Source organism: Teredinibacter purpureus, from assembly GCF_014217335.1.
GTDB lineage: Bacteria > Pseudomonadota > Gammaproteobacteria > Pseudomonadales > Cellvibrionaceae > Teredinibacter > Teredinibacter purpureus.
Window position 1 is genome coordinate 122,003 of sequence record NZ_CP060092.1, and the last position, 20,631, is coordinate 142,633.

A 20,631-nucleotide genomic window follows, 5' to 3' on the forward strand; every position below is an offset into this window, starting at 1 on the left:
AAAGTTTCTGCAGCAACACTATTGCTGCATCAAATTAAATCGCTTTCTGTAATCAAGCCAAACATCTGAAAAGCCAAGCAGCAGCGCGAGCAAGAGTATTGGCGGAAATAACACCAAACTAAAATACAGCCCAACTAACGCGCCAACACTCCATTTCAACCTTGCTACAAACCAGTGACATAACGCCAAGCCGGCCATCAACAAGGGCAATACTATTAGCAACTGCCAGTACAAGTAGCTATCACCCTGCCATTCGCAGTAGCAAAAGCCAATACAACAAGCCGCAGCGAGATGTATATTCAAACGCAGCTGATGAAACTCTTCCCGCAAACCACCAGGGTTAAACAGTAAGGCTTGCCACCAGCGGGCGATTAAAACACCAAACAATGCGTAAACAGCAAACGAAAACGCTATACCACCCACGATAAGCTGGCCATCTAACTCGCGCACAACGGTCACCCACTGCTCGCGCGTTTCCTTTGGCTGCGAATCTAACACCGACTGATACAAACCCAATAAACCTTCAGAGGGGTTGCTCACTGTGACCGAAGCCAAAATCGATACTAGAAAACTAAACGCAACCATTGCGCTTAGTGCTGCGGGCCAAGACGCGGTATAGCGCAACACCGTTGCCACAACATAAGCAACCAAAATGGCGCCAACACTGAGATATACCGCAAATGCACCTAGATCTTGCACTGCTATAACGGCGACAACAGCGAGGGAAACCCCACCGACAACTAATGCGCCTTCTTGCCAGCCTTTTCTTAACGTCACCAACCCTACGGCCACTGGCGTTAATAATGCTAATAGCGGGAACAGGCTTCCCACTAGGGCTATAACCATTGCTTGAAAGCGCCCGCGTAAAACAAACTCGGCAAGCGTTCGCATCATCGCGTTATAACCCTTTTGTTCGTTCGATTACTCGTGTGAATCAGTGTACGGCAACAAAGCCAAAAAGCGGGCACGCTTAACAGCGGTAGCCAGCTGACGCTGATATCGAGCTTTAGTTCCAGTAATACGGCTAGGCACAATTTTGCCAGTCTCTGAAACATAAGCTTTTAAGGTGTCTAAATCTTTGTAGTCAATTTGCTTCACGCCTTCAGCGGTGAAACGGCAAAACTTACGACGACGGAAAAAACGAGCCATGATTATTCCTCCTCACCTTTAGCTTCTTCAGAAGGCGCTTCTGCTGCTGCAGGCGCTTCTTCGGTTTTAGTTGCGGCTGCAGCTGCGGCCGAGGCTTCTACTACAGATGCAGCTTCAGCGGCACGACGCTCAGCGCGATTTTTACGCTCACGATTCTCTAGCTCAGCTTTCTGGATTGGAGATTCTTCAGTCACCGCTTCGTCGCAACGAACAACCATGTTTCGCAACACAGCATCGTTATAACGGAAGTTAGTGGTAAGCTCTTCAAGGGCTTCATCGGTACATTCAACGTTCATCAAAACATAGTGAGCTTTGTGAATTTTGTTGATGGAGTAAGCCAATTGACGGCGACCCCAGTCTTCGAGGCGATGTACGCTGCCGCCGCTATCTTTAACGGTCGCAGTATAGCGCTCGATCATACCGGGCACCTGTTCGCTCTGGTCAGGGTGGACCAGGAACACAATTTCGTAATGACGCATTTTTGCTCCTTACGGGTTAATGCTTCCTACCAGCCTAAGCAAGGCCAAAAATGTAGTGAAGCAAGGAGTATCGCCTTACGCTTAAAAAAGCTGTAAGGCGGGTTTGGGGCGCGGATTTTACGGGTATGCACATAATTTTGCAAGTAGAGGATATTTCGCGCGCACGCCACACTACGGGAAGCCGAGCCTGCACCGCCACATTTTATAAGCTACGCTGACGAACAACCTCAAAAAGCACCACACCAGTTGCCACCGAGACATTTAAGCTCGATACACTGCCAGCCATAGGGATTTTCACCAAATCATCGCAAGTTTCTCGTGTTAAGCGACGCATACCATCGCCCTCAGCTCCCATCACAATGGCTCGCGGCCCCGTAAGGTTCGCAGAATAGATATCGACGTCGGCCTCGCCTGCGGCTCCGGCTATCCATACGCCCTTTTCCTGTATTTTTTTCATTGCTCGAGCAAGGTTTGTCACTACCACCAATGGCACAGTCTCAGCCGCGCCACAGGCAACCTTGCGTGCAGTTTCGTTTAAACCCGCTGAATTATCTTTAGGTACTACAACGGCATGCACACCCGCAGCGTCCGCGGAACGAATGCAGGCTCCCAAATTATGAGGGTCCGTAACGCCATCGAGAATTAATATGAGCGGGTCCGTCTCGCTACTTTCAATTAGATCGAGCAAGTCTTTTTCATCATAGGTTCTACCGGGAATCGCATACGCAACAACCCCCTGGTGCGTACCTTCGCACAGCGCATCCAAATCACGCTTATCAACAATACGCACCTTCACCTGATAACTTGTTGCCGCCGCAAGGACCTTTTTAATACGTTGATCGTGCCTATCCTTCACAATAAGCAGCTCAGTGATTCGTTTTGGGGCGCTATTTAATAAAGACTGCACGGCATGAATGCCAAATATAGTTTCTGTTTTCATAATAAAAAATTTTCTTGTTACTTAGGCTTAGCGCTAGATTTAGCATTGGACTTAGACTTGTGCTTACGTTTTCGCTTTACTGCCGCTTTTAAAGGGGCTTTCTCGGTAGATGCTTTTACTTTTTTCGCGTGTTTTTTACCGGCAGGCACTTTCTTTTTTACTTTCGACTTAGCTTTAGGTTTGGGCTTTGTATTGGGCTTAGGCTTAGGCTTCGCCTTGCCCGCCGGCTTTACCTGTGAGTTTATCTCTTGCCTAGTGTGATCAGCCGAGCCCTCGCTCCCAACACGCTTACGTAGCGCACGACCATCAGACTGCCGCCCCTTATCCTGTATAGCAGAACCTGCTACCGGATTTACTTTTGGCGATTTCTTCGTTTTCTTCTTTTTACGCGGCACTATACCCGCAAGCTCAAAGTCAATTTTTCGCTCATCCAAATCAACCCGCACAACCTGTACAGCGAGTTCATCCCCCAAACGAAAAGCCTGCCCTGTTCGCTCTCCCACCAACCGATGATGCGCCGCATCGAAATTATAATAATCTTGTGGCAGGCCGGTAATATGCACCAAGCCCTCAATAAAAATATCATTTAACTCAATAAATAAACCAAACGCCGTAACGGCACTCACTACGCCAACAAACTCTTCACCCACACGATCTTTGAGAAATTCGCACTTCAACCAACTCACCACATCACGCGTGGCATCATCGGCACGACGCTCCGTTAACGAGCACTGCTCACCAAAGGCTGCCATATCAGCTTCGGTATAGGGGTAGATATTTTTCGCTGCCAATACTTTGGCCTTTGGGTGTCGCTTAACGCGCACTGTCTCAACTTTGGAGCGCACGACCTTACGAATAGCGCGATGCACAAGTAAATCGGGATAACGCCGTATGGGGGATGTGAAATGGGTATAAGCCGGGTAAGCCAGGCCAAAATGCCCCTTATTTTCTGGCTGATAGACCGCTTGATTCATACTGCGCAACAAAACGGTTTGGATAATATTTTGGTCTGGCCGCCCCACAATTGCAGCCATCACTTCTTGATATTCTTGCGGTGTAACTTTCTCACCCCAGCGCATAGACAAACCCAACTCTGCCAAATAGGCGTACACCTTCTCCAGTTTTTCTGGCTTCGGCGGCTCATGCACCCGGTAAAGGCCTGGCAGGCCCAATGCGCCTAGAAAGCGTGCTGAACATACATTCGCCGCCAACATGCACTCTTCGATAACTTTGTGGGCATCATTGCGATCAGTCGGGACTATCCGGCTAATTTTACGTTCATCATCAAATAAAATTCGTGTTTCGCGCGTCTCAAAATCAATCGCTCCGCGCGCCTCGCGGGCTGTACGTAACACTTTATAAAGCGCGTACAATTCATCAAGCTGAGGCAACAGATCGTGATACTGCTGGCGTATAACACTACCCGACTCGCCCTGAGCCTCAAGTACCTGCCCTACCTGGTTGTAGGTCAAGCGCGCATGGGAATACATAACCGCTTCGTAAAACGTATATCCACTAATACGACCGGCTCCGCTAATGGTCATTTCACATACCATGCAAAGACGATCGACCTTGGGGTTCAACGAGCACAACGCATTGGATAGCACTTCCGGCAGCATGGGCACAACAAAGTCAGGGAAATACACCGAGTTTCCACGCAACTGAGCTTCTCGATCCAACGCAGAATCAGGCTGAACATAATGAGAAACATCCGCAATTGCCACAAACAACCGCCAACCGCCAGAGCGCTTCGGCTCGCAATAAACGGCATCATCAAAATCACGCGCATCCTCACCATCAATCGTAACGAACGGCAATGAACGTAAATCTATGCGATGCACCTTATCGGCGTCGGCCACCTCAGGCGTGTAATCATTTACTTGCTCGTCAACATCCGTAGGCCACTCATGCGGAATACCGTGGGATCGAATCGCAACGTCAATCTCCATGCCTGGCGCTAAGTGATCACCCAACACCTCCGCAATATGACCCGTTGGGATTTGATGCTTATCAGGCTGCAGGACAATATCAACAGCAACAACCTGCCCCGCCTTCGCTCCCTTCGTATACTCCGCTGGGACCAACACATCACGGCCAATTCTCGCATTATCCGGCCGCACATACTGGATGCCTTTTTCAACGACAAAACGCCCTACTATTTGCGATGTATTACGCTTAAGAACCTCGACAATAGAGCCCTCTATCCGACCTTTGTAGCCTTCAGGCCCTGGGCGCACCAACACCTCATCACCATCAAACGCCTTACGCATTTCTCTATTGGTTAAATAGATATCGTGTGAGCCATCTGCCGGAATAACAAAACCATAACCATCGCGATGCCCCTGCACACGACCGGGGATCAGCGCCATTTTATCCACTCTTCCATAGGCACGCTTACGATTGGACATAACTTGGCCATCGCGCTCCATCGCAATCAATCGGCGACGCAACGCCTCTATCGCATCATCATCATTTAGCTGCATCGTTTTACACAAGGCGCGATGACTCATAGGCCCCGCAGACTGATCGAGAAGCTCCAGTATGAATTCACGACTAGGAATAGGATTTTTATAATTGCTGGCCTCACGCTTTGCGTAGGGGTCTTTTTGGGGGCTTTTAGTCAAGGGTGTATCCAAGAAAGGAAGGAGAGGCTTTCAATATAGCAAATTAGGTCAGTACGCATAACCCAGCACTCTCAAATAGACGTAAATCAATTGACAAAAAAAGACAACAAAATTATAGTGCGCGCCCTGCGCTAACCATGCGATTGCGACACGCTTCGAGCCCAAACAAAACAGGCTGCACATATCGCGGTAGATGAAAGTGCATTAATCGCCAAATTGGGAGCGCATCCTAATACGCCCAGATGGTGAAATTGGTAGACACGCCAGCTTCAGGTGCTGGTGGCCTTCGGGCCGTGGAGGTTCAAGTCCTCTTCTGGGCACCATTATATTTTTTGCCGTTTTCGGCTATATCCAACTATACCTTATCAATCAATGATTTTACTTTGCTAGGGTCGTTGGCGTTACATTTCAAGCCATATTCAGCCCTTTTTCGCATGATTTTACGAATGAATTGCGAATGAAGAATGCTTATATGGCAACGATCCGAAAACTCAAAAGCAAACGTTTTGTGGCTGAAGTACGGACAGTACAAATCCAAAACCTTCGATAGCAAAATTCAGGCAATGGCATGGGCGGCAGAAACCGAACAAAGCCTGTCTCCTGACGCCCTTATTAGCGGTATAACATTGGGCGATTGTTTCATCCGCTATCGTGATGAGATTTCCCCCACCAAAAAGAGCTACCGCTCCGAATATAATCGCCTCAATAAATTCTCACGCCACGCCTTGGCAGAATTACCCTTATCCGAAATTAAACAAACCCATATCTATGACTGGATTGACGAATCACTGACGGAGATAAAAAACAGTAGCGTTAATCGTTATCTTAATCTGCTCAGTAGTGTATTTGAACAAGCCAAACGCTGGCGCTGGACACGAGAAAACCCCACAAGAGGCATCAAGCGACCCAGGAACCCCAGACCGCGTGACAGACGTATCAGTGATAAGGAAATTGAGAAGATTCTGGATGTTTTGGGCTTTGACGGTGAAACCGTCACCACCCATCGTCACTTTATCGCTGTTGCCTTTCTGCTGGCGATTGACACCGCGTTAAGGCAAGGTGAGATTTGGGGGCTTGAATGGGAAGATGTATTCCTGAATAAGAGTTTTGTTCGTCTTAATGAAACCAAGAATGGCACGAAGAGGGATGTGCCTTTATCGAGCGAAGCCATTAGATTATTAAACCTCTTTCCACACAAAGAGGGGGCGAAGGTGTTTACTACCAATCAGGCATCCAGTGGTACGATCTTCAGGCGTTGTTTGGTCGAAGCAGACATTACAGGGCTTGCCTTCCATGACACACGACATGAAGCACTGACGCGCCTTGCACGCAAAATTGATGTGCTAGATTTGGCGCGTATGGTCGGGCACTTAGACCCTCGAAGCCTCATGATTTACTATAACGCCACTGCGGAAGAAATCGCCGCACGCTTAGGGTGAGGGGGGGGAATATCATGGAACTCTGGGAATTACTACAACTGCCCCGCCCTGAAATCGACAAGATGCGTGAGGAAGTGAAACTTGCCTCTGCACAGCTTGACAATGCAAGGCGCAAACTGACGGAAGGTAATATCACCTTCCATTATCCTGATGCTGAATTGCTGCTTTATCTGGATAACTTCCTGCGTGAAGTTCAGGGCGATGATCTTCACCCTGAAAACCTTCCTGATAATCTCGTATTTTTTTGTGGCTGTGTTTTGGCTCTTTTGTAGAGGGTGACTCACGCTTTGCTTATCCACAACACCGAGAGGAACGGATGACGGTGGTTGCTGGCATGATTATCCGCGCACCGTTCTTAAAGAAAACCCTCAGCCTTGAGCGTGTCTGCGAATATTACGATTTATTGCTTGCTGAAGCAGGCAGGAGGGGGTTTTACATACCTATGAGATAGTAGCTTAGAGCACTAATGTTTGGGGAAGTCTCTGTACAACAGATCTAGCGTAATTTCTCCAAATCTTTTAAGCAGAAGGGATTCTGTCTCATTCATCACAGCGCCTAACGATTCATTGATAGACTTTTCTATTGGGCATTGTGCATGCTCATCCGTCAATCCAATGGTAAATAGAGAAGACTCCCCAAAAGCTTTGTGAATATCCAGCAAGGTAATATCACTCAATGGCTTGCTGATTGTCCATCCACCATTACGCCCTTTCGTTGACTCAACATAACCATGCTCTCTAAGCAGCCCCATTGTGCGTCGAACAACCACAGGGTTTGTAGATTGCATCTTGGCGATCTGTGTTGATGTTATCGGCTCATCACTAGAGGCAAGATGCGCCAGTACGTGCAGCACACGGGATAATCGACTGTCTTTTCTCACATTACTACTCCGCCTTTGTCACCTCATCATAATGTAACTTTTAGTGTTACGTCTATTGTAAAATTGAATTTAATATGTAACATTAGGTGTTACATATTAAGATTTGGAGACACTCAATGAACCGAGAAGAAATTACCCAGCTCTTTGAGCAGCAAGCACCGCATTATGATACTCAGTGGGAAAAAATGGCTCCCATCAATGATGGCATGTATTTTTTGATAGAAACATTGGTTTCAGACTTACCCTCAAATGCACGAATTCTATGTGTTGGGGCTGGTACAGGTAGGGAAGTGATCTTTCTAGCGCGACGTTTTAAGGGGTGGGATTTCACTGTTGTAGAGCCTTCAGGCGCGATGTTAAATCTATGCCGAGAATTATTGGAGAAAGAAGGAATAGCCTCTCGATGCCACTTCCATGAAGGCTATTTGGATACACTCTCGATGACGGATAAGCACGATGCTGCGACCTGTTTTAACGTTTCGCATTTTATCCTTGATAGAGAGCAACGCACGACTTTCTTTGCAGAAATCGCACATCGACTCAAGCCTAATGGTTTACTCATCAGTTCAGATTTGAGCTTTGACACGCGTGCAGAAAATTATCAGAGCATCCTAACGCTATGGTTTCGCGTCATGTCGGATGCAGATATATCTGCTGAAAATATCGAACGCATGAAAAATACCTATAAAAATGATGTAGCGATACTTCCACTCCAAGACATCATTTCCATTTTTAACAAAGCAGGCTTTAAAGACTCCACGCCTTTTTATCAGGCGGGTTTAATTCAGGCTTATTTTTCTAGACGTAATGCGTATTCCGCCCCAAGCTGATCGCGCGTTGCGGATGAAGCTGATCTGATCCGTACCGCTAATTCTGGACACCACACTAAGCGAGTATAATCTCAACCCGAGGTGAACCATGACAACAACCAAGAAAACCCGAAAGGTCCATTCCGATGAGCTTAAGACCGAAGCACTGAAGTTGGCGGCCATGACTCGCGTATTGAAGGTATCGCGAAGTAGGTTTTATCATTGGCTAAAAGTACAAAAGATCCGAGCCCTCGGCAGCAAGCCCGTGTCGATCGAGATGAGAAGGTGCTTGAGCGCTTTCGGGAGAGTATGGAGCGCTGCAGTGCCAAGGACTTTGCGCACGCTCATATCGACACCCTTAATCTGGCTGCAGATGGATTCGGCCATATTGGTCTTGATGGGACGCTTTGATAACGCCTGCCAGCCTTCGCATAAGGCTCTGCGATAACGCAAGGCCTCCTTAGTCGCTAAATCTGCGTGGGTATCATCGCCACCGGAAAATTGAAAAAGCTTATCTGTGGTCGTAACAATATTCTCTATTTCAGAGCTATCTTTGGCCTCCAATAATGGCAAGGTGTTGATCAACATAGCCTGATTGGGAATTAATTCAGCAGCTTGCTTAAGCTCTGCCAATGCCGCTCTGGCTTCAATGCAGCATTTTAAGACTGCCCTAGTTTCCAGCTCGATGGCTGGGGGCAATAGGGGAAGATCGTTATACGGCTTTTAGGGGTGCCAGCTCATATGTTCACAAACTCTACTTTTGTCGACATGCTGTGGGCTTGCTTATGTCGACAGCATCGACACGTCAAGACAATGTGTCGATATTATTAAAATATGCAAACATATGTGTCAACGCCAGCTTAAAACTGACCCACTTTTACCGATTATCGCCAAAGTAAAACTGACCCACCCCGTTTAATTATTGATCGATTGTGGCGGGGCGATGCCCGCATGCTTTTTGTTTTTTAGCCGATAGCTTTCTCCCGATATTTGTACAATGTGTGCGTGATGCAGTAGCCGATCGAGTAGTGCTGCGGTTAGTGTTGTATCGTCAGCAAAGGCATTTGACCATTGTGAGAACGGCAGATTGCTGGTGACGATAATGCTGCCTTTTTCGTAACGTTTTGCTATGACATTGAAGAATAAATTCGCCTCCTCTCGCCCAAAGGGTAGATAGCCAATCTCATCAATGATCATTAATTTCGGCCCAATAATATTTCGCTTAAGATAACCATCAAGTCGGCCTTGCGCTTTTGCTGTGGAAAGCTGCAACATTAAGTCGGCAGCGGTTATAAAGCGCGTTTTGTGACCCGTCAAAATGGCTTTATAGGCCAAAGCGATTGCAAGATGGCTCTTTCCTACACCACTTGGACCAAGTAACACCACATTCTCTGTCCGCTCTAAAAAACCTAATCCAGCAAGTTCCTGAATCTGTTTTTTGGGGGCTCCTGAGGCAAACTTAAAGTCGTAATCTTCTATGCGCTTTTGGGCTGGCAAACCAGCAAACTTTAGTAATGTCGCTTGCGTACGTTCAGCTTTTGCATCTAGCTCGGTGCGCAGTAATTGCTCAAAGAAGTCTGCTAGGGTTTGCTCAGTTGAGCTGGCTTTATCGGCTAGCGCCGACCACTCTCTGGCCATTGATTCCAACTTTAGCTGCGTGCAAGCACTGCGTATGCGTTCGTGTTGAATGTTCATTGAGCCACCTCAAGCAGTTGATCGTAGACGTCCAGCGGGTGCTGGAAGCTTTCTACCGGAAGTGGTCGTATAGTTGTAATAACCGGTGCATCTACTGTCTTGTATTCAGATGGCAGCGGCTGTAGATATTGCAGCTCTTTATCCATACGTATTTGGGGTTTAACATTAGTTGTGCCGTGCGTCCGCTGATGAGCTACGTCATTTAGCCAAGTGCCTATATGGGCATTTGCGGCCTCAACATTCAGAGTCAGGCCAGCTTGCTTTAATGTGGCAGACAACGGTGTGACAAAACATTGCTTAAGATAAGAGTTGAAGCGTTCAACCTTACCTTTGGTTTTAGCTCTGTAAGGTCGACAGGCCCGGGGGCGATAACCATAGGTGTTTGCCTGGTCTAGTAATTGAGCATTCCACTGGTGCTTACCATCGCCGTACGCATCGCGCTGAATCATGATGGACTTGGCGTTATCGAAGAGTATCTCCTTTGGTACACCACCAAAGTACTCTAGTGCACCCTTTATGCCTTCAAGCCAGTCTTGCTGATTTTCAGAACTAGTAAACTTTACGTAAGTACCTCGGCTGAACCCCATTGTAGCGACGAAGGCTTTAAGCGCATTTCGGCCTCGGCGAATGATCGTAAAGTCGACTTGCATTTGCTCGCCAGGTTCGGTTTCGAATCGCACGACTGGGTCATTAACCGAGGGTTTGAACGCATGAACAAACACCTTAATCGTTGATACGCCACCCGTGTACCCTCGTTCACGAATCTCTCTATGCAAAACAGTCGCAGGTATCCAGTGCGGCTTAGCTGCCTCAATACGTTCGAGCAAATACGGCTTGTAAGGATCTAGGATCGAAGGGCGCTGCTCTCGCTCCGAATATGTTGGTGTTTTAGCTGGTGCACGAAGGTAGCTTCGCACGGTATTTCTGGAAAGGTTGAGCTTTTTTGCAATCGCGCGAATGCCAAGCCCTTGCCTATGTAATACGTGAATATCCACTAATATCTCCTGAGTAATCATGTCACCGCCTAGCTATTAATCCGGCGGCTATAGTGCCTCAGGTGGGTCAATTTTCATTTGGCGTTAGTGGGTCATTTTTACATTGGCGTTAACACATATGTGCTTAGCGCTTAATAAATACGGCTTTTTTTGCGAAAAAAAAGAATTGTTAAACGTTGAACCAAAACTATATTATCGGCCCTCACAGAACTGAAGAGCAACACTATTGATGTAACACTGAAAGTAACACTTCTAAAATCAAATATTTAAAACAATCAGTTAAATCAAATAGATAGTGAAAAATTAAAGACCCTCTTCTGGGCAGTAATTCAAAAAAAACCCGAATAAATTCAATATTTATTCGGGTTTTTTCGTTTTCGTCTGAAGAGCTACCTGTCCCAAAAAAAGCCCAGCATACCGCCAGTTTTTTTCGAGGCTCCGCCCCTTATCAAAGAGCTAGAGGTCTTCCAGCGTCAAATACACCAATGTCTGATTCAGCAACTGATAAGCCACCTCTCCAAATGTCATAGGCCCAGTTAACTTTCCAGTCTTCTTCCCTTCAAGCTCTGAATACAAAAAGTTTAAAATGCAATTACAAGAAAACGCGATAGCATTACTATCACCACTTGGCAGGGATTGATTAAATTCAGTCACGTAATCATCTATAGGTTTTGCAAAAAAGTATTCTACATCAGGGAATACCGGCGCATACAAGTTGACCGTGCCATCGCACACTTCTTGAATACTCACATTCACCATTACGCCAGAATAGTTCGCAACTAACGGCAAGCGCGTATCAATAGACTTTTCTTTTATATATTCAGAGAAGTTAACGTCTTCACCGTTCACTTTACAAGTCGCGACCTGAAAGCCGTTGTCAGGAAACTTTATGGAATCACCCTCGCCCTGCGAGAATAAATTCACCGTTTTAATATGTGCAACCTGCTGATCGGATAACGGAATATGTATGGCGGCCGCCTGCGTATCACTCAACAGCCCTCCAGCAGGCCCGAAACCGACCTTTGCGGTTCGCGTCTCTAACTCATCAAGATGAACGCCTGCTATCCACCCAATAATAGGCGAGAAAAACATCTTCTCAAAATCAGGTGCATTCTGAGCGTAAGACAAATGAACATCCGAGCTCGCAGGTAAAATTAATATAGTGCACCCATGCTCAGGCGCTTCCAACGAAATACGGGAAATAGTGTTGGCATCATACAATGTTAAGCGAGGTAAATTATTTGAGGCTAAACCAGAAATTACATTTACATATAATTTATCTTGATCGACTTTACCACCCTCGTCCGTCATAAAATACGGAATGGTACCACCAATCCAATTACCCGATGGCAACGATGCGAGCACACGCTCATCGCCAGAGATAACCATGTAATCACCTTTAGAAATCATACTAACAACTTCATCTCGGCTTACTGCCAAGCTTGAAAATGATACGGAACCTGCTGCAGACATCTTCTACTCCGAATACTTAAAATTAGACTACGGCGACTTGCTTAAGCAAAACACCGACTTCCTGACGCATAGACTTTTGATTGTGAGCAAGAAACTCTCGAATACGACGAGCCGCCTCCAGTTTAATAACGGCTTCTGGCTTCTGGCTGCCGACTCACTTGAGCCCTCAGCTTAGCCAGCAATAGGCGGTAGGCAACATGATTGCTCGGCACGAAACCTTCGTCTTCCAATATTTTCTGCCAAACCTCATGCTGCTCACTAGGCAATGCGACTGCCGATTTCTGGCGTATATCCATCGCCCTATTAAGTAAAACTAATTCAGGCTTCAACGATCGGTAATTCTTGCGAACATACTCCCGAATAGTTTCAATTGCCTGAACTTTTTGCTCTTTAGAGCGACCCTGAACAAAGGCCGTTCTCTGACGAGAGACCAAAAGACTCAATGGTATAGATTGCGAATTTAACGTTAAACGCCCGCTTAACAAGTCCAACCAAACAGGGCTTCTTAACGCAGGTAAAACCAATCGCTGCCGGCTCTTCACCGCTCTTGCGCGCTGCTGCAACTTAGCAGAAGTAATACCACATACCTGCTCAATCTCAGCATCCAGCTGAGCGCTATTCTCAGTAAAAAATTGTCGGAGCTCGAGCATCAAACCAACCCGCTCCGCAACAGATGTTGCTTTTGCATACGCCAGCTTCAGTTTACTCAGCAAAAATTTCAGCGGTAATATGTGTGTCCTTACAATTAATTTATCGCAAAGTACACGTTCCCAAACAGGATCAATTTCTGTAGGAAGATAGGCCAAGGCTCTTGCATGAACAGGAACTTTTTCAAGGTCATCCTGAATGGCCTTCAATGTTGCCTCGCCAATATTATAAAGATCTGCAATCACACCGGCGTCAACGCCCTTAATTTGTGCAACTGCCACCTGTTGGCGCAAGAAGTTTGAGTAATGCCGGGCAGGATGCCCAAGAAATGACGGCTGACTTACCAGCTCTCGCGTAAAAAACTCATCATTAGAAAAGGCGGACTTGGGAACCTTCGCGCTAATCAAGCAACTATAAGTTCCAATATTCATATAACGCCAGCGACCAGGAACAGAAACATCAGAAGAATCTTTTTTGGTCGAATCAAATAAACCGAATCGGCGTCTTTTATCTTCTACCTCAAGCTCAACATGAAAAACTTTTTCCTGCTCGTTAATTTCTAGAGATTTAATCGCCCAAGGAGGCTGAATACCTAGAGCACGCTCTAGATTATGAAGATCATTTCGTTCCATCCTGCACCCCTAACCATTAGCACAGACGTGACGCAAATATGCGCCCAGCAATTTGCTGCAATCGATACACAGTAACCCAGCAAGTATACATCCAGTTAAGTTACCACAAGTAAAAAAACGCCTAACGCAATTCTGAATTGATAAAAAAGCCTAAACCTTTTTTAGGCCCGCATGGAAACAGAATTTCAACGTTAATGCAATTTATTCTCGCTATCTTGATCTAGATTTGATTTTTACAATTATTAACTTAACCACGTTTATTCACGCGATAAAAAACTGTAAAAAAATCTGAATACGCCACGATACAAATGCGATCCGAAAAAAAACAATTCACCGCTCATCGCCCGAGCAACTCCACTTATCGATCACATACAAATGCGCTAGCGTATTTATTAAGTAATTCAATCGCCGGATTCATACTTTCTTCAAAAACTAATGACGAGTTAACACTTTCTGGCACCCAAAAACGTTCTGTGGCACCCGTAAGTTTCACATATTGCAAAACATGTTATGTAAACTAAAGCGACACACTGACCTTTTCGCGAGATAAGGAAATTCTTTTCTCTGTGAGGTAAATCACCGCAAAAGTTATCGGTTTTATTTTTGCAACACTTTCGAGATGCGTATGAGGAGCATGTAGTACATGGCTATCCCTTTGAAATTAAGAGTTGGCATTATTGGTTCGGGTAAAATTGGAACCGATTTACTAATAAAGATTCAGCGGTCAAAACAACTGCAGTGCGATCTGTTTGTTGGTCGAAATTTAGACTCCCCGGGCATAAAAAAAGCCCAATCTCTTGGTGTCAAAGTCTCCGACAAAAGTCTGCAAGCATTTAAAGACTACGAGGGGAAACTCGACCTAGTCTTTGATGCAACATCAGCCGCTCACCACCGTGAACATGCAATCTACTTTGAGCGGGAAGGCATTAAAGCTATCGATTTAACACCCGCAAAAGTCGGTCGATTTTGTATCCCGACGATTGATGCCGATGCCGTTACGCACGAGCCTAATATTAATATGGTGACATGCGGAGGACAGGCCTCCATTCCTGTGATCAATACATTGTCTAAAACATATTCAGATATTACCAAGCTCGAAGTGCGCTCTCACCTTGCCGCCGATTCAGTAGGGCCTGGTACACTCGCCAATATAGATGAGTACTACACCAGCACTGCCTCTGCAATTTCAGCCTACTCCTGCGTGCAAGATGTACTAGTTGATCTGCAGCTCGAAAAAAGTAAATGGAAGCCCGACATGCTCACCTGTATTCGGGCGTACACAGACGACTCTGACCTATCCAAGCTGTATGAGCCGCTTCAACAACGCGTTGCCGAGGTAAGAAAGCAAGTGCCTGGCTACAACATTGTGGGAACACCTACATACAAAAATGGCGCTATCGAACTATTAGTTAGCGTAAGAGGGCAAGGCGACTGGATTCCTGCTTATGCTGGTAACCTAGACATAATCAATTGTGCCGCTATTGCAATTGCTGAAAATTATGCAACTTATATGGGGATAGAGCCTATCCAAGAGCATGAGAGTACAAGCGAAGCCACGCACGGAGCCCTTGGCGCCATCTGGGGAATGCTAGGCAAAGGCAACAAAGGCATGGCCACAACAGCTTAATGATTGAAGCGTGACCGTCGTTTGACGCCGAAGAACTGTTTGTTAAACGACCCTTCACGGCTGGATTCCTCATGTTAAACTGCGCCCCTTTTTCATTATCAAGAGACGCATAAACATGACCGATTCAGCCAACAATCCCTCTCTAGAATCCTCTGAAAGCCGTGTGAGCTATGGTATTGGCCTGCAAGTAGGCAAGCAGCTTTCGTCAAACACCTTTGACGGAATGAACTTCCAAGCTGTCGCCCTTGGCGTTGTTCACGCCTTAGAAGGCAAAGAGCCAGTCGTGCCTGAAGCCGACTTACAAGTGGCTTTCGCAGAAATACGTCAACGCGTAGAAGCCGACGAAGCCGAACGCTCTAAAACATTTGCAGCTGACGGTGAAGCATTTTTAGCCGAGAATTCCGCTAAACCAGGTATTACCGTTACAGAAAGTGGACTTCAATATGAAGTTTTAACGGCAGGTGACGGCGACAAGCCTTCTGCAGCATCAACCGTACGCACCCACTATCACGGTACGCTCATCGACGGCACCGTTTTTGATAGCTCGGTAACGCGTGGCGAACCTGCTGAATTCCCCGTCAATGGTGTAATTGCCGGCTGGACAGAAGCATTACAACTGATGCCCGCAGGATCTAAATGGCGATTATTCATCCCTTATCAACTGGCTTACGGTGCACAAGGTGCTGGCGGAGCAATTGGTCCATACTCGGCACTCGTTTTTGAAGTAGAACTGATCGCAATAGTCTCTTAAGGCTGGATGACACATCATGTGGTTTAAAAACCTGCGGATATTCCGCCTAAACCGAGCGTTCGACACAACACCGGAAGCTCTCGCGGAAGCACTTGAACCTTTTGGGTTTCAGCCCTGCGGCAAGCTCGACCCCGTCCGTTACGGATGGGTACCGCCGCTCGGGCGAAACGGCACCGAATTGATTCACGCTTGTAATGGCAACATTATGGTCTGCGCAAAGCGACAGGAAAAAATTCTGCCCGCTGCCGTCATAAAAGAGGAAATGGAAGAGCGCATTATTGCCATCTCCGCCGAAGAAGGTCGCTCCGTAGGGCGAAAAGAACGCGACAGCATCAAAGACGAAGTTATTTTCTCTTTGATGCCGCGTGCACTAGCAAAATCTTCGTTCGACTTTGCTTATATTGCGCCCAACGAAAGCTGGATGATCGCCAACGCATCTTCAAGTAAGCGCGCAGAAGAACTTGCAAGCGGTTTACGAGAAGCACTTGGCTCGTTTCCAGCAATACCACTTTCCAGTCACACCGCGCCTGTAGCCGCAATGACCAGCTGGATAAGAGATGGCGCTGCGCCTGCCCCATTTACACTTGGCGAAGAGTGCGAACTGCAAGCCGCGAAGGAAGGTCGAATAATTCGCTGCAAGAACCAAGATTTAACAGCAGACGAAATACTCAACCACATTAATTCCGGCATGATTGTCAGCAAACTTGCATTAACGTGGAAGGATACGATTCATTTTATACTGGACGACCAATTGGCCATCAAGCGCGTAAAGTTTGAAGATACGCTGCTCGATAAAGCCAACGATCGTCATGCTGAATCGATGGCTGAACAATTTGACGCCGATTTTTCCATTATGGCAATGGAGCTAAAACACTTTATTAGCGACTTGCTCATCGCGCTTGGCGGAGAGAATACTTCAGAATAGTTTGACCACTTTTGCATTCAAAAGCGAAAAACTTGCAGGCAAACGTATAAACCCGCTGGGTCTTACTAGAGAGGGTTTATACGTTTATTTTTATAACTCGTCAAAAAGTTCAAGCAGAAAGTTCGGCAAAAATGGGCGACCACGCTCATTTAGAGAAGTCGCTGTAATTTTAGCGAGGAGAACCGGCGTATCACTACCTTTCCGAAAAATACCTTGGTTAAAATTAAAACGAATTTTAGAAGAGCGAACCAATGAGGTTCCCACCCAAAATACTTCACCCGGCCTTAAAGACTGCTTGTAATCAAGCTCTGTACGAATAACCACCAAATTAATCTTTTTTTCCGCTAACGCCGCAAAATTAACCCCAACCTCCAACAAAAATTCATGACGAGCATGCTCTAAATATTGCTGATACACACTGTTGTTCACGACACCCTGCAAATCACATTCGTAGTCTCTTACCTTCAACTCCAACTTATGACTATATTCCATTAAAATTTTACCTCTAACAATCTCACATCAAAAATTAATACGGCGTTGGGGCCTATCTTATTGCTTGCCCCGCGCTTCCCCCAAGCCAATTCAGGCGGCACGACCAATTCATAACGAGCACCCGGTTCCATTAACATCAACCCTTCGCGTAAACCGGGTATAGCCTCAGACATTAAAAATTTATCTGGCATGCCCGTTTTATAAGTATCGGCTATCACACCTCCATCAGCGCTCAACACTCGCTGGTTCACCACAACGGTGTCGCTTTCCGTTGGTCGGCTACCGTCGCCCTCCTCAATAACACTGTACAACAAACCACTTTCGGTAATCATCGCCTCTGCTCGCAAGCTATACTTTTCTAGATAGGCCTCACCTAGCTTCCGATTTTGCCCTGCCGAGCCTTTATTTAGCTTTTTCTTCTGCTTCATATTCGTTCATACCGTTGTCATTGAACCCCGCGCCATGCCAGAAACAGCCGCACCCTATTAAAACGTAGTAACAGTTCATTTTACACACTCCACCCATCACGCTGACCAAGACAACAGAGTACTCGAAAATCTATTCGACTTACAAAGCAAACAAACGTTTGAACTTATTGACAGTACGCGAAGAGCTATAGCCTGAAGGGGTGTTAATTAAGAAAGGAAAAAAATTTGCCGGCGAGGGACCACGAAAACTACAGACACTCATACGCTATCAGCTAAATGCGTCTTCGGTAAGAAAGATCAAAGAAGGGAGAGAACACACTATAGACATGACGGCCGAATACAAATAAAAACCCAAGCCGCCGTTAGTGCACTCGTTAACTAACTAAAGCTTGGGTCAACTATTAATGACGTCTCTACATGTTACTCAAGATAACGCCATTCGCCCTATTACTTTACAAATGCGGCAGCTGGTAACGATCGAGAACTTGACGAAGAATATCGGTTATTTCCTGACGTAAATGATAATGCCGAGCCTTCGCTTTTTCCCAGTCTCCTATCGCTATCGCGTCGAAAACTTCGACATACGCTTGCGTAGAACTAGAAGGTTTGGGTCGCAATTTCAAGGTTATATTACGCGCTCGGTGTGCTTGTGCACGAACAGTTCCAACCAGTATAGCCAAGCGCTTATTACCTGATAACGATACAAGCAACCGATGAAATTTTTCTTCGGCATGCGCCCACGCATCAATATCATCTACGCTAAGTGCTTGCTGCATTTCATTTACGGAATCTTTCATAGGCATTAATGTATCCGCCCCAAGATTTTGCTTAGCCAGCAACTCTACCGCTGTACACTCTAAACCCGTTAAAACCTGACTTATTTCTATAATGTCGGCTGGAACTAACGGTAATACTCGCATGCCGCGACGAGGTATTAGCTCAATTAATTTTTCCGCCTCTAGCCTAATGAGAGCTTCTCGAACTGGCGTCCGACTAACGCCCAAACTGCGCGCAATCTCGGGTTCTAAAGCTTGATAACCTGGAGGGTATTCATTCCCCAGAATACTACTTTTTAATTTTCGGTAGGCTTTTTCGACTCGTGATAAGCCCGCCTCTTCTACTTCGTATTGTTCGCTCATAATCGCATTCTTATATGTGCAATCTAATGTGTTTTATTTTTATATCCACTGGCAAAAAAACCAGCGCCCCCAATCGAAACAAATTGTATCATTCGCATTCGATTTAAGGGGAAAGATAACGGACGGAATTCGCAATTCAAAGTATGTTTACTTAAAATTCCTACTTTCGTATCAACCTTGCCATGCAACTCTCTTGCGTTAATGGATGCAAGTGAAGTTATGCATGGTAAAAACTAATGGCCGTATCATTAATAAAATAATCCTTTTGTTTGACTACCTTTTGTTGGCTCCTGCAATTTGATTAACGAATTCATTTCATCCCACACTTGTGTTTTCGAAACACCATACTAAAAACTGAAACTATTATGGCTACACCCCCTACAACAGTACTTTAAAATGACCTCCCCCAAACGGCTTTAGTTATGCTTTAATTGTAGGGATGTATTAGGTAGGCTGTTATGAAACCCTTAAAAACGAAAGCTCAGTTACGCCAAGAGTTAAATGACCAGATAAACCAATTTCTTGCCACAGGTGGCGAGGTGGAGAACGTTGCGTCCGGACAAAGTGGGAATACAGATAACACCCACCTATTTTCGAATAGTGCTAGCTTCCCGCCAAAACAAGAGAGAACCCCCGTCACCGAGGTGATCAAGCAAGTTGACGCTCGCCGCCATAACGGCACCCACTCACCCTTAAACCGTACTCGGCGCCCACATAAAAAATTGATCACCGACGATTTTGGTGAACCGCTTCGCTGGGTATGGGTAGATTAGGCTCCACAACGAACCCCAAATATGATGTATTGGCTATTTAAAACTGAGCCCGATGCTTACAGTATCGAAGATCTCGCCGCCGAGCACTCCGCCACTACTCGCTGGGACGGTATTCGCAACTTCCAGGCACGTAATTTTATTCGGGATAAACTCTGCAAGGGTGACGAGGTTTTGATCTACCACAGCAGCTGTAAACCTACCGCCATCGTGGGCACCGCTAAGGTCGTAAGCAATCCCTACCCAGATCCCTCTCAGTTTGATCAACAATCGACATATTTTGATGGTAAATCGAGCACAGCAAACCCGCGCTGGTTCAGTGTCGATATCACCCTGCAAAAACGATTTCAAAAACCTCTGCCGCTCGCTCAGCTCAAAGCGACCGAAAAGCTCTCTGGCATGGTTCTCCTGAAGCAAGGGCGTTTGTCTATTCAACCCGTAACGCCTGAAGAATTTAACGCAATCATGGCACTATCGTCTCGCTAACCCCTACATCGCTCTACGCTCCCGCCACTTAGATCACGCCGTGGCCAATCGCTATTAGGTAGCTTACGAGTGTTATTGCTCCTAGGCACACGAAGATTATGCCCAGCAAGCGCAACGGTTTAAATTCTTTGCGCTCGACGGCATTCACATTACTGGCTAGGTAGGCGTCTACTTTTTTCTGATCGTCAGGATAAAGCTCAGGCATTTAAGTTCTCTAGAAAGGCTTACAACACGTTTAACAAAAGTCGCT

The 20,631-nt window shown here is 46.2% G+C and carries 23 protein-coding genes and 1 tRNA gene; 9 read left to right on the forward strand and 15 right to left on the reverse strand.

Annotation, left to right across the window (positions count from 1 at the left end):
* Positions 1–18: 18 nt before the first annotated feature.
* The 5 genes from H5647_RS00435 to rnr all read right to left on the reverse strand — a co-directional run bounded on the left by H5647_RS00435 (position 19) and on the right by rnr (position 5,192).
* Positions 19–894: a YybS family protein gene (locus tag H5647_RS00435; protein WP_052691772.1), complete on the reverse strand. Its 876-nt coding sequence runs from the start codon at positions 892–894 to the stop codon at positions 19–21.
* A gap of 27 nt (positions 895–921) precedes the next feature.
* Positions 922–1,149 (reverse strand): 30S ribosomal protein S18, encoded by a 228-nt coding sequence (gene rpsR / locus H5647_RS00440; RefSeq protein WP_045855568.1) that lies wholly within the window; start codon positions 1,147–1,149, stop codon positions 922–924.
* A gap of 2 nt (positions 1,150–1,151) precedes the next feature.
* Positions 1,152–1,628 carry a 30S ribosomal protein S6 gene (gene rpsF / locus H5647_RS00445; protein WP_045855569.1) on the reverse strand — a complete coding sequence of 159 codons (477 nt, stop codon included), beginning with the start codon at positions 1,626–1,628 and terminating at the stop codon, positions 1,152–1,154.
* Between the two features lie 202 nt (positions 1,629–1,830).
* Positions 1,831–2,568 (reverse strand): 23S rRNA (guanosine(2251)-2'-O)-methyltransferase RlmB, encoded by a 738-nt coding sequence (gene rlmB / locus H5647_RS00450; RefSeq protein WP_045855570.1) that lies wholly within the window; start codon positions 2,566–2,568, stop codon positions 1,831–1,833.
* A gap of 17 nt (positions 2,569–2,585) precedes the next feature.
* Positions 2,586–5,192 (reverse strand): ribonuclease R, encoded by a 2,607-nt coding sequence (gene rnr, locus H5647_RS00455; protein ID WP_045855571.1) that lies wholly within the window; start codon positions 5,190–5,192, stop codon positions 2,586–2,588.
* Between the two features lie 236 nt (positions 5,193–5,428).
* Between rnr and H5647_RS00460 the strand changes: the two genes are divergently transcribed.
* From H5647_RS00460 to H5647_RS00470, 3 genes are all read left to right on the forward strand, one after another.
* Positions 5,429–5,515, forward strand: a tRNA-Leu gene (locus tag H5647_RS00460).
* Between the two features lie 141 nt (positions 5,516–5,656).
* Complete coding sequence (locus H5647_RS00465; protein WP_082086904.1) at positions 5,657–6,631, forward strand: tyrosine-type recombinase/integrase; 975 nt, start codon at positions 5,657–5,659, stop codon at positions 6,629–6,631.
* A 14-nt stretch (positions 6,632–6,645) separates the two neighbouring features.
* Entirely contained in the window at positions 6,646–6,903 is a 258-nt protein-coding gene (locus tag H5647_RS00470) for a hypothetical protein (protein ID WP_045855572.1), read from the forward strand.
* 191 nt (positions 6,904–7,094) lie between these two features.
* Here H5647_RS00470 and H5647_RS00475 read toward each other — a convergent pair whose 3' ends face one another.
* Positions 7,095–7,511: an Rrf2 family transcriptional regulator gene (locus H5647_RS00475; protein WP_045855573.1), complete on the reverse strand. Its 417-nt coding sequence runs from the start codon at positions 7,509–7,511 to the stop codon at positions 7,095–7,097.
* Positions 7,512–7,627: 116 nt separating this feature from the next.
* On the opposite strand from H5647_RS00475, the gene H5647_RS00480 reads away from it, so the two are divergent.
* On the forward strand, positions 7,628–8,341 hold the full coding sequence (locus tag H5647_RS00480; RefSeq protein WP_045855574.1) for a class I SAM-dependent methyltransferase: 714 nt from the start codon (positions 7,628–7,630) through the stop codon (positions 8,339–8,341).
* Positions 8,342–8,539: 198 nt separating this feature from the next.
* Here the strand turns inward: H5647_RS00480 and H5647_RS00485 are convergent, their stop codons facing one another.
* From H5647_RS00485 to H5647_RS00505, 5 genes are all read right to left on the reverse strand, one after another.
* Positions 8,540–9,019, reverse strand: coding sequence for a Fic/DOC family N-terminal domain-containing protein (locus H5647_RS00485; protein WP_121495336.1), 480 nt, complete (start codon positions 9,017–9,019; stop codon positions 8,540–8,542).
* A 216-nt stretch (positions 9,020–9,235) separates the two neighbouring features.
* The gene (gene istB / locus H5647_RS00490) at positions 9,236–10,015 is read right to left on the reverse strand and encodes an IS21-like element helper ATPase IstB (RefSeq protein ID WP_045855575.1); all 780 of its coding nucleotides are present in this window, start codon (positions 10,013–10,015) and stop codon (positions 9,236–9,238) included.
* Positions 10,012–11,031 carry an IS21 family transposase gene (istA, locus tag H5647_RS00495; RefSeq protein ID WP_045855576.1) on the reverse strand — a complete coding sequence of 340 codons (1,020 nt, stop codon included), beginning with the start codon at positions 11,029–11,031 and terminating at the stop codon, positions 10,012–10,014. Before istA ends, istB begins: the two co-directional genes overlap by 4 nt.
* Positions 11,032–11,466: 435 nt before the next feature.
* Positions 11,467–12,483, reverse strand: a complete 1,017-nt coding sequence (locus tag H5647_RS00500; protein ID WP_045855577.1) for a DUF6976 family protein — start codon at positions 12,481–12,483, stop codon at positions 11,467–11,469.
* Positions 12,484–12,605: 122 nt separating this feature from the next.
* Complete coding sequence (locus tag H5647_RS00505; RefSeq protein WP_236074713.1) at positions 12,606–13,763, reverse strand: hypothetical protein; 1,158 nt, start codon at positions 13,761–13,763, stop codon at positions 12,606–12,608.
* Between the two features lie 643 nt (positions 13,764–14,406).
* Here H5647_RS00505 and H5647_RS00510 point away from each other — a divergent pair.
* From H5647_RS00510 to rdgC, 3 genes are all read left to right on the forward strand, one after another.
* A complete protein-coding gene (locus tag H5647_RS00510; RefSeq protein WP_052691773.1) occupies positions 14,407–15,390 on the forward strand; it encodes an acetylating acetaldehyde dehydrogenase in 984 nt (327 codons plus the stop codon).
* Positions 15,391–15,505: 115 nt separating this feature from the next.
* Positions 15,506–16,141: an FKBP-type peptidyl-prolyl cis-trans isomerase gene (locus tag H5647_RS00515; RefSeq protein ID WP_045855578.1), complete on the forward strand. Its 636-nt coding sequence runs from the start codon at positions 15,506–15,508 to the stop codon at positions 16,139–16,141.
* Between the two features lie 16 nt (positions 16,142–16,157).
* Positions 16,158–17,066 (forward strand): recombination-associated protein RdgC, encoded by a 909-nt coding sequence (gene rdgC, locus H5647_RS00520; protein ID WP_045855579.1) that lies wholly within the window; start codon positions 16,158–16,160, stop codon positions 17,064–17,066.
* A gap of 90 nt (positions 17,067–17,156) precedes the next feature.
* On the opposite strand, the gene H5647_RS00525 is transcribed toward rdgC, so the two are convergent.
* The 3 genes from H5647_RS00525 to H5647_RS00535 form a co-directional block, all read right to left on the reverse strand.
* A complete protein-coding gene (locus tag H5647_RS00525) occupies positions 17,157–17,558 on the reverse strand; it encodes an acyl-CoA thioesterase (RefSeq protein WP_045855580.1) in 402 nt (133 codons plus the stop codon).
* A complete protein-coding gene (locus H5647_RS00530; RefSeq protein WP_045855581.1) occupies positions 17,558–17,986 on the reverse strand; it encodes an FKBP-type peptidyl-prolyl cis-trans isomerase in 429 nt (142 codons plus the stop codon). The genes H5647_RS00525 and H5647_RS00530 overlap by 1 nt, the downstream gene beginning before the upstream one ends.
* Before the next feature lie 452 nt (positions 17,987–18,438).
* Positions 18,439–19,125, reverse strand: a complete 687-nt coding sequence (locus H5647_RS00535) for a GntR family transcriptional regulator (RefSeq protein ID WP_045855582.1) — start codon at positions 19,123–19,125, stop codon at positions 18,439–18,441.
* Between the two features lie 458 nt (positions 19,126–19,583).
* Between H5647_RS00535 and H5647_RS00540 the strand changes: the two genes are divergently transcribed.
* Positions 19,584–19,898: a hypothetical protein gene (locus tag H5647_RS00540; RefSeq protein ID WP_045855583.1), complete on the forward strand. Its 315-nt coding sequence runs from the start codon at positions 19,584–19,586 to the stop codon at positions 19,896–19,898.
* A 21-nt stretch (positions 19,899–19,919) separates the two neighbouring features.
* On the forward strand, positions 19,920–20,381 hold the full coding sequence (locus tag H5647_RS00545) for an EVE domain-containing protein (protein WP_045855584.1): 462 nt from the start codon (positions 19,920–19,922) through the stop codon (positions 20,379–20,381).
* 28 nt (positions 20,382–20,409) lie between these two features.
* Here the strand turns inward: H5647_RS00545 and H5647_RS00550 are convergent, their stop codons facing one another.
* Positions 20,410–20,586: a DUF3094 family protein gene (locus H5647_RS00550; protein ID WP_045855585.1), complete on the reverse strand. Its 177-nt coding sequence runs from the start codon at positions 20,584–20,586 to the stop codon at positions 20,410–20,412.
* Between the last annotated feature and the right edge of the window lie 45 nt (positions 20,587–20,631).

What these genes read in the sequence shown, in the direction of transcription:
- H5647_RS00435 (WP_052691772.1), bottom strand. Translation starts at nt 894, where the DNA reads ATGATGCGAACGCTTGCCGAGTTTGTTTTACGCGGGCGCTTTCAAGCA.
- rpsR (WP_045855568.1), bottom strand. Translation starts at nt 1,149, where the DNA reads ATGGCTCGTTTTTTCCGTCGTCGTAAGTTTTGCCGTTTCACCGCTGAA.
- rpsF (WP_045855569.1), bottom strand. Translation starts at nt 1,628, where the DNA reads ATGCGTCATTACGAAATTGTGTTCCTGGTCCACCCTGACCAGAGCGAA.
- rlmB (WP_045855570.1), bottom strand. Translation starts at nt 2,568, where the DNA reads ATGAAAACAGAAACTATATTTGGCATTCATGCCGTGCAGTCTTTATTA.
- H5647_RS00465 (WP_082086904.1), top strand. Translation starts at nt 5,657, where the DNA reads ATGCTTATATGGCAACGATCCGAAAACTCAAAAGCAAACGTTTTGTGG.
- H5647_RS00470 (WP_045855572.1), top strand. Translation starts at nt 6,646, where the DNA reads ATGGAACTCTGGGAATTACTACAACTGCCCCGCCCTGAAATCGACAAG.
- H5647_RS00480 (WP_045855574.1), top strand. Translation starts at nt 7,628, where the DNA reads ATGAACCGAGAAGAAATTACCCAGCTCTTTGAGCAGCAAGCACCGCAT.
- istB (WP_045855575.1), bottom strand. Translation starts at nt 10,015, where the DNA reads ATGAACATTCAACACGAACGCATACGCAGTGCTTGCACGCAGCTAAAG.
- istA (WP_045855576.1), bottom strand. Translation starts at nt 11,031, where the DNA reads ATGATTACTCAGGAGATATTAGTGGATATTCACGTATTACATAGGCAA.
- H5647_RS00500 (WP_045855577.1), bottom strand. Translation starts at nt 12,483, where the DNA reads ATGTCTGCAGCAGGTTCCGTATCATTTTCAAGCTTGGCAGTAAGCCGA.
- H5647_RS00505 (WP_236074713.1), bottom strand. Translation starts at nt 13,763, where the DNA reads ATGGAACGAAATGATCTTCATAATCTAGAGCGTGCTCTAGGTATTCAG.
- H5647_RS00510 (WP_052691773.1), top strand. Translation starts at nt 14,407, where the DNA reads ATGGCTATCCCTTTGAAATTAAGAGTTGGCATTATTGGTTCGGGTAAA.
- H5647_RS00515 (WP_045855578.1), top strand. Translation starts at nt 15,506, where the DNA reads ATGACCGATTCAGCCAACAATCCCTCTCTAGAATCCTCTGAAAGCCGT.
- rdgC (WP_045855579.1), top strand. Translation starts at nt 16,158, where the DNA reads ATGTGGTTTAAAAACCTGCGGATATTCCGCCTAAACCGAGCGTTCGAC.
- H5647_RS00525 (WP_045855580.1), bottom strand. Translation starts at nt 17,558, where the DNA reads ATGGAATATAGTCATAAGTTGGAGTTGAAGGTAAGAGACTACGAATGT.
- H5647_RS00530 (WP_045855581.1), bottom strand. Translation starts at nt 17,986, where the DNA reads ATGAAGCAGAAGAAAAAGCTAAATAAAGGCTCGGCAGGGCAAAATCGG.
- H5647_RS00535 (WP_045855582.1), bottom strand. Translation starts at nt 19,125, where the DNA reads ATGAGCGAACAATACGAAGTAGAAGAGGCGGGCTTATCACGAGTCGAA.
- H5647_RS00540 (WP_045855583.1), top strand. Translation starts at nt 19,584, where the DNA reads ATGAAACCCTTAAAAACGAAAGCTCAGTTACGCCAAGAGTTAAATGAC.
- H5647_RS00545 (WP_045855584.1), top strand. Translation starts at nt 19,920, where the DNA reads ATGATGTATTGGCTATTTAAAACTGAGCCCGATGCTTACAGTATCGAA.
- H5647_RS00550 (WP_045855585.1), bottom strand. Translation starts at nt 20,586, where the DNA reads ATGCCTGAGCTTTATCCTGACGATCAGAAAAAAGTAGACGCCTACCTA.